Annotated in this window: 13 protein-coding genes; 11 read left to right on the top strand and 2 right to left on the bottom strand. The window is 32.6% G+C overall.

Features of this window, described 5'->3' with window-relative positions:
• Nucleotides 1-52 precede the first annotated feature (52 nt).
• The 11 genes from R9X47_RS16130 (at nucleotide 53) to R9X47_RS16080 (ending at nucleotide 9803) form a co-directional block, all read left to right on the top strand.
• A complete protein-coding gene (locus tag R9X47_RS16130) occupies nucleotides 53-2053 on the top strand; it encodes a sigma-54-dependent Fis family transcriptional regulator (protein WP_432662084.1) in 2001 nt (666 codons plus the stop codon).
• Nucleotides 2054-2411: 358 nt separating this feature from the next.
• A complete protein-coding gene (locus tag R9X47_RS16125; RefSeq protein WP_432662083.1) occupies nucleotides 2412-2903 on the top strand; it encodes a Na+/H+ antiporter subunit E in 492 nt (163 codons plus the stop codon).
• A 2-nt stretch (nucleotides 2904-2905) separates the two neighbouring features.
• Nucleotides 2906-3169: a monovalent cation/H+ antiporter complex subunit F gene (locus R9X47_RS16120; RefSeq protein ID WP_432662082.1), complete on the top strand. Its 264-nt coding sequence runs from the start codon at nucleotides 2906-2908 to the stop codon at nucleotides 3167-3169.
• 5 nt (nucleotides 3170-3174) lie between these two features.
• Nucleotides 3175-3462 (top strand): monovalent cation/H(+) antiporter subunit G, encoded by a 288-nt coding sequence (mnhG, locus tag R9X47_RS16115; RefSeq protein WP_432662081.1) that lies wholly within the window; start codon nucleotides 3175-3177, stop codon nucleotides 3460-3462.
• A 14-nt stretch (nucleotides 3463-3476) separates the two neighbouring features.
• Entirely contained in the window at nucleotides 3477-3713 is a 237-nt protein-coding gene (locus tag R9X47_RS16110; RefSeq protein WP_432662080.1) for a hydrogenase subunit MbhD domain-containing protein, read from the top strand.
• Nucleotides 3714-3998, top strand: coding sequence for a hydrogen gas-evolving membrane-bound hydrogenase subunit E (mbhE, locus tag R9X47_RS16105; protein WP_432662079.1), 285 nt, complete (start codon nucleotides 3714-3716; stop codon nucleotides 3996-3998).
• A gap of 19 nt (nucleotides 3999-4017) precedes the next feature.
• Nucleotides 4018-4437 carry an MnhB domain-containing protein gene (locus R9X47_RS16100; RefSeq protein ID WP_432662078.1) on the top strand — a complete coding sequence of 140 codons (420 nt, stop codon included), beginning with the start codon at nucleotides 4018-4020 and terminating at the stop codon, nucleotides 4435-4437.
• 3 nt (nucleotides 4438-4440) lie between these two features.
• Nucleotides 4441-4803: a sodium:proton antiporter gene (locus R9X47_RS16095; protein ID WP_432662077.1), complete on the top strand. Its 363-nt coding sequence runs from the start codon at nucleotides 4441-4443 to the stop codon at nucleotides 4801-4803.
• A gap of 1 nt (nucleotide 4804) precedes the next feature.
• Nucleotides 4805-6280 (top strand): complex I subunit 5 family protein, encoded by a 1476-nt coding sequence (locus R9X47_RS16090; RefSeq protein ID WP_432662076.1) that lies wholly within the window; start codon nucleotides 4805-4807, stop codon nucleotides 6278-6280.
• A 24-nt stretch (nucleotides 6281-6304) separates the two neighbouring features.
• Entirely contained in the window at nucleotides 6305-7756 is a 1452-nt protein-coding gene (locus R9X47_RS16085) for a monovalent cation/H+ antiporter subunit D family protein (RefSeq protein WP_432662075.1), read from the top strand.
• 16 nt (nucleotides 7757-7772) lie between these two features.
• Nucleotides 7773-9803: a complex I subunit 5 family protein gene (locus R9X47_RS16080; RefSeq protein ID WP_432662074.1), complete on the top strand. Its 2031-nt coding sequence runs from the start codon at nucleotides 7773-7775 to the stop codon at nucleotides 9801-9803.
• Between the two features lie 75 nt (nucleotides 9804-9878).
• Here R9X47_RS16080 and R9X47_RS16075 read toward each other — a convergent pair whose 3' ends face one another.
• Both R9X47_RS16075 and R9X47_RS16070 read right to left on the bottom strand, forming a co-directional pair.
• Nucleotides 9879-10871: a hypothetical protein gene (locus R9X47_RS16075; RefSeq protein WP_432662073.1), complete on the bottom strand. Its 993-nt coding sequence runs from the start codon at nucleotides 10869-10871 to the stop codon at nucleotides 9879-9881.
• A gap of 273 nt (nucleotides 10872-11144) precedes the next feature.
• Nucleotides 11145-11918 (bottom strand): CsxC family protein, encoded by a 774-nt coding sequence (locus R9X47_RS16070; protein ID WP_432662072.1) that lies wholly within the window; start codon nucleotides 11916-11918, stop codon nucleotides 11145-11147.
• Between the last annotated feature and the right edge of the window lie 173 nt (nucleotides 11919-12091).

Genomic DNA, 12091 nt, shown 5'->3' with positions numbered 1-12091 from the left:
CAATTTATAGTAAGATAAAACCAACAAATTAGGAGAGTAGGAGGTGTGACTATTGCCTACAGTAGAGTTATTAAATAAAAATCAACGGGTTTATGATGCTTGGCAGCAGTTTGTTACAGATGGGAAGCTTAGAAAACATTCTTTAAATGATTTTGTTGCTGATTCATGGTCAAGAAGTAGAGACCACGGAGTTGACCCTTTTACAGAAAAGGTAGAGGTGGAACTCAGTGAAGAGGAAATAGATAAGAGATATGAAGAGTTTATGAATCTGTTAAAAAGAGCTAAGCCCTTTATGAATAGTTTATACAAGATCGTTGGAAGCTCTGGCCTATTGGTTAGATTGACGGATAAAGATGGATATGTACTTGAATGTATTGGAGATAAGGAGTTAGGATTAAAATATGGAAGTTTAAATATATATAGGGGTTGTAATGTAAAGGAAGAAGTAATTGGAACTAATGCTATTGGTACAGCACTTTATACAGGAAATCCAGTTCAAATAATTGGAGCAGAGCATTTTTGTAAACAATATCATGGTTGGAGTTCTTCAGCTTGTCCCATTAGGAACGATAAGGAAGAAATATTGGGAATTCTCAGTATGACGGGACCATGTGAAAAGGTTCATCCTCATACATTAGGAATGGTTGTGGCGGCAGCTGAGGCTATTGAAAACGAGCTTCAGCTCGAACTGATAAATAAGCAATTGAAAATTGCTAATGATCACTTTTATGCAATAATGGATTCAATATCTGAGGGTCTAATATGTGTAAATAATGAGGGAATAGTAACGGATATAAATTTATTTGCAAGAAAGCTTTTATCCTTAAAAGAAGAGGATATTATGGGAAAGAGTATAAATACTATATTGTGTAAGGAATACAGGAACAGAATAGTTAGAGCAGTAAAAAGAGGCAGAAAGTATGAAGAAGAGGAGATTAGTTTTAGTCTAAACAAGAGAAAAAAAATATTATGTATAGCTACTATAACCCCAATTTACGATCATATTACAAGTAAACTTGAGGGAGTAGTTATAACCTTTAAAGAAGCAAAGGTTATACATAATCTTATAAATAAAATAGTAGGAGCGGAAGCAAGATTTTCATTTAGCGATATTTTAGGGAATAGTGAAACTATTAAAGATGCTATAAAATTAGCAAAAAAATGTGCAAGGCATAGTACCACGGTATTGCTTCAAGGAGAAAGTGGTACTGGTAAAGAATTATTTGCACAATCTATACATAATACTAGCTCGAGGAGAGATAAACCATTTATATTTCTAAATTGTGGAGCTATTCCTAGAGAGCTTGTAGCAAGTGAATTATTTGGATATGTTGAAGGGGCATTTACAGGAGCAAAAAGAGGAGGTCATCCAGGAAAGTTTGAACTTGCCGATGGAGGAACTATATTTTTAGATGAGATAGGAGATATGCCATTAGATGCCCAAACAAATCTCTTAAGAGTACTGGAAACAAGACAGGTAGTTAGGGTAGGCGGACATGAAGTAATTCCAGTAGATGTTAGGGTTATAGCTGCAACTCATAAGGATTTAGAAAGAGAATTTGAGCTTGGAAACTTTAGACAGGACCTATATTATAGGTTGAATGTTATGCCTATCAAAATTCCTCCACTAAGGGAAAGAAAGGAAGATATAAAGCTATTTATAGATTATTTTATAAATAAATATACTGATAAAATGAATAAAGAAATAAAAGATATAAATGATAGTTTTTATAGAGGGATGACCAGCTATAATTGGCCTGGCAACGTAAGAGAGCTTCAGAATGTAATGCAGCATGTAATAAATATAATAGAAAAGGATGATGTTCTAAGTTACAAACATCTACCAAACTATATGAAACCAAGTAATCTTACAAAATCATTAGGTATAAGTGACAAGCTTCTTTCTTTAGAAGATGTTGAAAAGATCACGATAGAAAAAACCATCAGAGAAGTTGAGGGAAATATAGCCTTGGCATCTAGAATTTTAGGTATTAGTAGGAGTTCGTTGTATAGGAAAATATATAAATATGAGTTAGAATATGTTCTAAAATAGATCACGTGTTTTAAAATGAAACACAAAAGGACTTGCTATTTATAGCGAAGTGTATCAAAACAAAACACATTTATAGAAAAGAGGATTGTTAAGAATTAGCAATCCTCTTTTTTTTCGTGTGAAATAAATTTATAGTAAGTAAAATTAAGTCATACAGAAAACAATAATATAAACTGGCACGAAAATTGCATCGGTAATGATTAGAAATATTTAAGAAGAAAAATATAATAGTATGTGGAAAATTTCTAGTAAAACGAAATTTATACTTACATAAATACTCAGCATTTCTGGAAGTTTTGAAGTAGTATAAATTAAAGTCTTTACTGGAATTTCTATGTCTTTAAATATGGAGGTAGAAATGGATAGAAAGGTATATTTTTTCAAAAGCTTAATGTTATATTTTCTATTTTGGATTATTCTAGCAGAAAAGATAGACTTTCAAGTTATAACAATTGGAATAATTGTTACTGGAGCAATAAGTCTATATAATCTTGAAAATAAAAAGGAAGGTTACAAGGGAAAACGTTTACTACAATTCGAAAAATTCAAACTACTTACTCGCTATGTAATTTTACTAATAAAAGAAGTCATAATAGCAAGCTTTCAAGTAGCAAAGATAGTACTAGCTAAGAAGTTGGATATTAGCCCAAGTGTTATAACCTTTAAAACGAGGCTAAAAAGTGATTTGTCAAAAACGATTTTAGCAAATTCTATTACACTTACTCCTGGAACCTTGACTATAGAGGTAACTAATGATGAGTTTACAGTTCATTGTATTACAAAGGATCAAATCAATGATGTTGTGGAATCGAAGTTTGAGGATTTACTTTTAAAGATAGAGGAGCAATGATAATGATAGATGGATTACTGATTTTTTCTACGGTGTTTTTATCTTTAACAATTATATTATGTACTATTAGAGCTGTAAAAGGACCTAGTCCTGCAGATAGACTTATAGCCATAAACGTTATTGGCACAAAGACAGTGGTACTTATGTCTATAATCTCCTATATATTAAAAGAATCATATTTTTTAGATGTTGTACTTGTGTATGCACTTATTAGTTTTATAGCTTCTATTGTTATTTCAAAAAATATAGAAGGTAATAGGAGGTAAGGTCTATGAGGGTGATACTTATATGGATTTCTCTAACAGGAGGACTGTTTTTCCTACTGGTTGGAACTATAGGATTATTAAGACTTCCAGATATATATACTAGAGCCCATAGTGCGGCAAAGTGTGATACATTAGGGGCAATATTATGTTTATTTGCACTAATATTGTATGGTGGTTGGAATTTTTCAAGTTTAAAAATTCTACTAACAATAGTTTTTTTATGGATAACAGCACCTACAGCGACCCATTTAATTGCAAAGGCCAGCTATCGGGGAGATAGGAAAAAAAATTAACGGAGTGAAAGATAATGAAGTTATTTAGTATATTGATGCTTGTATTTTTGATAGGTTCATCTATCGCAGTATCTGCAATAAAAAATTTACTTGGTGCCATCATAGTATTCATGGTATACAGCCTTGTTATGGCAATTTTATGGCAGCAGCTTAATGCGCCGGATTTAGCTATAACTGAAGCAGCAGTAGGTGCAGGAATAACGACTCTTTTATTTGTACTTACATTAAAGAGAATTAGAGGTGACAAATAGATGAAGAAGTTAGCTTCAATTATTTTAACTTTAATGATTATAGCAATGCTTTTAATGGGAGTAAGCGAACTTCCAAGCCATGGCAAAGAGAATAAACCCGTAAACAATTATGTATCTGAGAGATATATAGAGAAAGCAGTAGAGGATACTGGGGCACTAAATATAGTTACTGGGATTATCTTAGACTATAGAGCATTTGATACATTTGGTGAGGCAACGGTATTATTCACTGGAGTAATTGCTGTTCTAATTGTACTGAAAAATGATAAGGAAGAAGAGTGTTAGTAAAATAGGGGTGTTTAAAATGAGCAACATAATTTTAGTTGAAATAGGGAAAATCATAATACCTTTCATTCAGGTATTTGGTGTATATATTATCTTTTTCGGTCATCTATCACCGGGAGGTGGTTTTGCCGGTGGAACTGTCATAGGTGCGAGCTTGATTTTAAGCAGGATTATATTTGGGCAGGAAACTGTAAGAGAGAAGCTTGGCTATGAAAGGCTTATGAAATTGATTTGTGGATCTTTAATATTCTACGGGGTATTAAAAGGATATTCCTTCATAACAGGTGGAGCACACATACATGCACCTCAGTTGCCCCTTGGAAATCCTGGAGATGTATTATCAGGAGGGTATCTTCTTCCGCTCAATATCGCTGTAGGAATAGTTGTGACAGTTACTATATACATTTTATTTAGTTTGTTTTATGAAGGAGAAGTATAGCCTATGGAAAAATTATTAGTTAATTATTTTGAAACGGCATCAATTATATTGTTTGGAGTAGGCTTTGTTACCCTATTACTACACAGTAATCTAATAAAGAAAATTATTGGAATGAATATAATGGATACTGCAATATTTCTATTTTTCATATCAAAGGGTTATATACATGGAAAGGAAGCCCCGATAATAAGAGGAGTTCATAAAGGGGTAGGAGGATACGTTAACCCAGTACCATCTGCACTTATGCTTACAGGAATAGTAGTAGCTGTTAGTATAACAGCCTTTGCTTTAGCCTTAACTGTTAAGCTTCATGAGAAGTATGGAACTGTAGAACTAGACGAAATTATGAAGATAAGGGGTGAATAAAGTGGATATAGTTAAAAATCTTCCTCTTGTAATTATGTTGATTTTATTTATTGGTTCATTTGCTATGCCGCTAATTAAGAAGAAGGAATTTGTTAAACCTTTTAGTCTTATTACAATGGGAATTTCAGCGATTCTATCATTAATAATATTAGTTCATGTAAATGGGAACGGATCGTTCTTATATAGAGTAGGCCACTTTGATTCTCCTTGGGGAATAGAGCTGAATATAGGAATCTTAGAGGCTATAATGTCGCTATTATTCACGACTATAGCATTTTTAATACTCTGGTATTCTACTTATAATATCGAAAAGGAAGTAAAGGATGGAAAGATACCATTATACTATACTCTATGTAATGTATTAGTAGGAGCACTTATCGGTATAGTATATACAAATGATTTGTTTAACGCCTTTGTTTTCATAGAAATAAGCACCATAGCGGCCTGCGGAATAGTAGTAATAAAGGATAAGAAGGAGAATATAAAGGCAGCACTTAAATATTTGATATTGAGCAGTTTGGGATCGGGTCTAGTGCTAATGGCAATTGCCTTTGTATATTCAATAACTGGAAATCTAAACATGACCTTTATTAACGAAGAGATTGTTAAGGTGTTCATGTCATATAAAAATAGTGTATTAATAGCCCTTGGCTTATTTACAGTAGGACTTGGAATAAAGAGTGCAATGTTTCCTATGCACGTGTGGCTTCCAGATGCCCATTCAAGTGCACCTGCCAGCTCAAGTGCTATTCTTTCAGGGTTAGTTCTTAAGGCATATGTAATTTTATATATAAAGATTTTATATAGGATGTTTGGTTTAGAGATAATCAATGAATTTAAAGTGTTGTTATTCATTGTCTTGATACTTGGTAGCTTGGGTATGATATTTGGTTCGGTATCAGCAATACTACAAAAAGATATAAAGAGAGTAGTAGCATATTCGAGTGTAGCACAAATGGGGTACGTATTCTTTGGAATAGGGCTTGGTAATACCCTTGGACTAGTAGCCTCTGTTTTTCATATATTGAATCATGCTTTTGTAAAGTCTGCATTGTTCTTAGTTGTAGGTTCGATGATTGAAAAAACTGGTCAGAAAAAGCTTTCAGGGCTTAAGGGAATAGGTAAAGAAATGCCTATAACCCTTGGAATATTTACTCTTGGAGCGCTGTCTATGGTGGGTATACCTATTCTACCGGGCTTTATAAGTAAATTTAATTTTGCAATAGCTAGTATTGAAGGTGGAAAGAGCATATTTGTAATAGTAATACTTCTAAGTAGTTTGTTAAATGCTTTATACTATTTCCCAATAGTTATTAATGGCTTTTTCGGTGAAGAGAATCTAAAGGGAAAAGTATCAAGAGCTAAGGAAAAATCAATAAAAGAGCTATTACCGATATTGATTTTAGTTATGGGTGCATTATACTTAGGAATTGCATCCAATAGAATAATTGATTTTATAGGGAAGGCGTTCCTATAATACAACTTGTGGAGGTAAAAAGGTTTGAAAAACTCTTTGATACTTGTTCCAATATTGTTTCCTCAAATAGCGGCACTTGCTATGGGGATTATAAAATTTAATAACGATAAGAAAAGGAATATATATATAGGGATTACAGTGGCATTAAATCTTGTATTTATGGCTACTCTGTTATTCATAAATAGGCCTATGGAATTTCACCTTATTAAGATAAATAATCTTTTAGATATATACTTTAAGCTTGATAAGCTAGGAATTCTATTTGGGTTATTAGCATCAACATTATGGATATTTACAGCATTCTATTCCTTCACATATATGACCCATGAAGGCAAGGAAAAAAGATTCTTTTTATACTTTATGCTGACACTGGGTGTGACAGTGGGTATAGCATTTTCAGGAAACCTATTTACCTTGTATATCTTCTATGAGTATTTAACCTTGGCTACATTTCCACTTGTAATACACAATGGTAGCAAGGAAGCATTAAGGACAGGCAGGAAATATCTCATATATTCCTTTGGAGGGGCTACCTTAGCACTGCTTGGGATGATACTTCTGTTTAGCTTAACAAATAGTCTAACATTTATGGAGTATGGAGTGCTTCAGAGTTTTAATTTAGACAGTAAGAACTTAATGCTAGCAATATATATGATAATGTTTATTGGATTTGGAGTAAAGGCAGCACTGGTTCCTCTTCATTCATGGCTTCCTGCTGCAATGGTAGCTCCAACTCCAGTTAGTTCATTACTACATGCAGTGGCTGTTGTAAAGTCTGGGATATTTGCACTAATTAGGCTAAGTTATTTTATATTTGGAGCAGATGTCCTCTATAAAATTCGAGGAAATTACTTTATAAGTATACTGGTTATACTAACTATATTAATGGGATCGTTACTTGCATTGCATCAGGATAACTTGAAAAAGAGGTTGGCCTATTCTACGGTAAGTCAGCTTGGATATATACTGCTAGGAATAGTGCTACTTAATCAAGAAGCACTAACAGGCGGACTATTACATCTAGTTAATCATGCAGTAATAAAGATAACATTGTTTTTCTGTGTTGGAGCAATCTACTTTATGACTGGAAAGAAGTATATCCATGAGATAAAGGGGATAGGTAGGGAAATGCCAATAACAATGTGGTGCTTTGCTATATCATCTATATCCTTAATAGGGATACCTCCAACAAATGGATTTGTAAGTAAATGGTATCTAGCAATAGGAGGACTTTCAGAGAACAAGGTCTTATTTGTGGTAATATTACTCCTCAGTGCTCTTCTGACGGCAGGATATTTATTACCAATAGTAATTACGGCCTTCTTTCCTGGTGAAGAAAAAACCATAGTAAAAAAGGAACCGCCTTTACCTATGCTTGTACCAATAATAACATTAACAGGAATAGTTATTGCTTTAGGGCTTTTTCCAAATATAGTGCTTCATTTCATTCAAGAGATTGTTAGAGGAATAGTGTAATGAGGGGAGGAGTAAAATGATTTATAAGAGTATGCTTTTAGTTATTTTGCTTTTGCCTATGATTGGTTCGCTAATAGGCTGGTTAATAGGTAGAAAGAGTGAAAAATATAGAGATACATTTAATATCCTGTTAACAGCAGTGGAACTATTAATTGTTAGTTTAATGTTCAAAGAGATTCAGGTAGAGCCAGTCGATCTGTTTATTCCCGATATAATGGGGACAGGACTATCCTTAAAACTGGATATTTTTAGATATATATTTGTTTGGGTCACGGCCTTTATATGGTTTTTGACCACTATATATTCAGCCCAATATCTAATAAAGTATAAAAAAAGAAATAGATACTATGCATTTTTTATGCTTACCCTTGGAAGTACCATAGGAATATTTCTATCGGAAAATCTAATTAATCTTTTTACATTTTTTGAGATAATGTCATTTACATCATATGTACTTGTAATCCACGATGAAGATGAGTATGCTCACGACGCAGGAAAGTCATATATTTCTATGGCAATAATAGGTGGGCTAGTGCTACTTATGGGATTATTCCTAATGTATGACTATCTGGGCACCGTTGATATAAGTTTATTATCCCATTCGATGAAGAATCTAGGGAATATAAAATATCTAATTTCTGCATTATTAATAATAGGATTTGGAGTAAAGGCAAGTATAGTGCCGCTACATGTATGGCTTCCAAAGGCCCACCCAGCAGCACCAACACCTGCAAGTGCTGTTTTATCAGGAATATTAGTTAAGACCGGTATTTTCGGGATAATAATAGTAGTAGCTATTATTATGAAGGGAGATATTCCCCTTTCTACAGTGATTATTATCCTTGGTTTTATAAATATGTTTCTAGGCGGATTTTTAGCGATGTTTCAGAGGAATATTAAAAGAATCCTCGCCTATAGCAGCATGAGTCAAGTAGGTTACATTTTAGTTGGTCTTGGTCTTATAGGGCTTTTAAAGGATCATAATGCCATAGCAGTTTATGCAACGCTATATCATATATTCAATCACGCCCTATTTAAGGTACTATTATTCCTATGTGCAGGAGTAATATATATGATATTACATGAACTTAGTATAAATGCTATAAGAGGCTTTGGAAAACATAAAACCATACTTAAAGTGTTATTCTTAATAGGGTTGTTTGCGATAATAGGAATGCCTGGCTTTAATGGATTCATTAGTAAAACTCTTTTACATGAAGCCTTGTCAGAGGCTCATCACATGTACAAAACTAGATGGTTTGATATAGCTGAAGTAATATTTACTATAAGTAGCAGCTTTACAGTAGCTTATTTACTTAAAATATTTATTACCGTATTTATGGAAGAAAGTGAAGAGTATAAAGGGCAGTATAAGCATCATCTAAAGAAAAGAGCAATAGTTCCAATGGTGATATTAAGTGTTGTAGTAATATTTATAGGGCTTAGACCTAATGTTATGTTGAAAGTACTTGAAGGAACCATGGAGGTATTTAAAGCACATGGTGAAGTAAAGCCTCACTTTTATGATTTTAAGAACATTAAGAGTTCAATGTTTACTATAGGCTATGGATCTATAATATACTTTGGATTTATAAGGAATTATCTAAGAAGAAGAGAAAATGGTCGACCAATATACTTTAATCCTTCTTTAAAATGGATTAACTTAGAAAGGCATATTTATATACCCGTTGGAAGATTTCTATATAGATCTAGCTCAGTAATATTTAAAGTAATCGATAGAGGTATAATTAACCTAGTAATGTATCTAACTAATAGTTTAAAATCATTAAGTAGAATTAAAGTAAAGAAGCCTACAATAGCTATAGCGGACTTAAAGATTAAAAAACCTACAATGGCTATAGCAGACTTAAAGATTAAGAAACCCGAGGACTTTACAAAAAGATTTACAAACGTAAATCAAAGCAAAGAATTTGTAACCTTTATGGATGTAATAACAGTTCTAAGACGCAATTTGAATAGTTTAATGTATGCGGTATTTATACTTGCTATAATGCTTATAGTTGTTTTGGGGATGTTAGTGTTTTAAAGGTAGGCCAATAAAGATAGAGGTGTATCAGAATGAGGCTGTGCTCATAGAATTGACTTATGAGACAGCCTCTTTTTATTGAGAATGATCTTCAAATATTTCATAAATAGAATCCGGATCTATACTATTAAGTATAAGAATAGATACAGCTATAGATAAAAATTCACGAGGGGTAAGAGTAGAACTAGTATTGTTATCATGGCTGGATTTGTCTGACGAATTATTTTTATCGGTGTATATAGTGTTATTATCTACATTAGACTTACCTTCAATATTGCCTTCAGGGATTAAATTACATTTATTGCTACAAAGAAGAGGACCTCCTGTACCTAAGCAACATGGTTTTATATATACCTCTTGGTTTTGTAATATTTGAATTTCAAGTCTTACAGACATATTATCATCTAGTTCAATAATTTCGCTTATGGCAAAAGCTTCAGACGGTGTAAAGTACGTCTTTTTATATATGTATTTACATTGTTCGGCAATAACGCTCTTAACTAATTCGCAGAAGCTTTTTTTATTAAAGAATTCTTCTGATATCTTATTAAGATGGGATAATGTAGTCCATTTTAATGAATCATCTCCATTAGTAAAAATTAATTCACTATTCTTTTTACTAGGTTTTATGCTAGAGGAAACATAATTAACATCAGCTAAAGTTGTAGAACCATTTAACTCTACATTTGTTGTGCACTCAAAGGGGACACATGCTAAACAATGTTTTGAATTACCACATATTTTTGCATTCTTAGAGTTATTGCTTGAAGAGTAATAAATGTTCTTACGGACAAGACCTTTAATGAACAGAACATTGGCACCTTCCAACAATCTACAATCTGTAATAACAATCTTGTTTTCTATTGAATCAATGCTATTTACTTTATCGGGTAATTTTATCAAAGAGCCCAAATAAAATTCTATTACATGTGTAGCAAGCAATACAGGAATATCTGATACAACACCAGATGCTACTGTATTTGATTCTGTAGGGATATTTGTACAGTTGTTTAATAGATTGCACTTAGTCTCAACACAGAGTCCTTCACAACAATTCTTAGTAGTCAATTTAGTCACCTCCTTCTTTAAACTAGAGTATTCATATAAAGTAAAATACAAATTTTCTATATAATATAAAATATGAAAATAGCAAAACATTAGTTCACGGAGTTGAATAGAAAAAATACATAAACTAGGAAAAACTTAGGCTCATGAGAAAAGTCCAATATACATGTGACTTGGACTTTTGCTCAAAGCCTACTACTCTATTAATGACATTAATAACCTAAGATTATCTAGAAAAATCTAGATAATCTTAAAGGATTAAAATCTTTTTCTAAACTATACAGAACCAATTTCTACTTGACGCTTTTGTAAAATCTTAAGAGTGATATATATAACCATTTTCTCTTCTATCTTTTTAAACTCTCTTTCCTCAAATGGAGATGGTTCATAAATAGGCTTACGATTTAAAAATTCATCAAATTCAACAATTCTAGAACTAATTATTTCGCAGAATGGAAGTTCATTTAGATATTCTGTAGTTATCTGATTGAATTCTGAGAAGTCACCGGATAGTAGTTTTTCCTTTTCAGGGAAATCTCCAGGTAAGTCATCTTTTTTGAAGTATTCAAACTGAGATTTAGTATTAAATACTATGTCTGCTGGGTCCGTTCCATTAAACTCTACTGCTGTTGTACATTCAAATGGTACATCTACGGTACAATGACGAAGGTCTCCACATACACCTTCGTAATTAGAACAATCTCTTGTAGAATAGTCTATATTCTTACGAACAAAGCCCTTAATAAATAGTATATTGGTGTTCTGTAAAAGTCTACATTGAGTTATCTTAAGTCTTTTCTTAATGTCCTTGATTTCAAGTGCAGGTTCAGGAAGCTTAATGAATGAACTAACATTAACTTGAACAGTAAGTTCTGCTAAAACAACAGGTATCTTCGCTACTACACCAGTTGTAATTGGATTTATATCGACAGGATTATTCTCACAGTTTTCTAATGTATTGCCCTTAACCTTTACACAACGTCCGCAAGATCCATTATCTAATTGAGTTGCACTTACATCAGTAGTTTGACCGAAAGCATCGTTAGACATAAAATCTACTCCTTCTTATATTTTTGGAAAAAGAAAAAATGCTTTTCCCTATTTCCAGTTACATCATATTCAGCTGTCCAAACTTTGTGACTGATTTTCAAGAAATTTTTTTATTGGACGTAGTAAAAAACTTTGATTACGGCCAAATTAATGATAGAAATGAAGGGTAAATA

This window comes from Wukongibacter baidiensis (assembly GCF_050888315.1).
GTDB classification, from domain to species: Bacteria; Bacillota; Clostridia; order Peptostreptococcales; family Caminicellaceae; genus Wukongibacter; species Wukongibacter baidiensis.
The sequence above is the reverse complement of the archived record's forward strand: the minus strand, read 5'-3'. Positions and strand labels throughout refer to the sequence as shown.

Excerpts from the sequence above, each read along its gene's own strand:
- R9X47_RS16125 (WP_432662083.1), top strand. The coding sequence starts at position 2,412 with ATGGATAGAAAGGTATATTTTTTCAAAAGCTTAATGTTATATTTTCTA.
- R9X47_RS16120 (WP_432662082.1), top strand. The coding sequence starts at position 2,906 with ATGATAGATGGATTACTGATTTTTTCTACGGTGTTTTTATCTTTAACA.
- mnhG (WP_432662081.1), top strand. The coding sequence starts at position 3,175 with ATGAGGGTGATACTTATATGGATTTCTCTAACAGGAGGACTGTTTTTC.
- R9X47_RS16110 (WP_432662080.1), top strand. The coding sequence starts at position 3,477 with ATGAAGTTATTTAGTATATTGATGCTTGTATTTTTGATAGGTTCATCT.
- mbhE (WP_432662079.1), top strand. The coding sequence starts at position 3,714 with ATGAAGAAGTTAGCTTCAATTATTTTAACTTTAATGATTATAGCAATG.
- R9X47_RS16100 (WP_432662078.1), top strand. The coding sequence starts at position 4,018 with ATGAGCAACATAATTTTAGTTGAAATAGGGAAAATCATAATACCTTTC.
- R9X47_RS16095 (WP_432662077.1), top strand. The coding sequence starts at position 4,441 with ATGGAAAAATTATTAGTTAATTATTTTGAAACGGCATCAATTATATTG.
- R9X47_RS16080 (WP_432662074.1), top strand. The coding sequence starts at position 7,773 with ATGATTTATAAGAGTATGCTTTTAGTTATTTTGCTTTTGCCTATGATT.
- R9X47_RS16070 (WP_432662072.1), bottom strand. The coding sequence starts at position 11,918 with ATGTCTAACGATGCTTTCGGTCAAACTACTGATGTAAGTGCAACTCAA.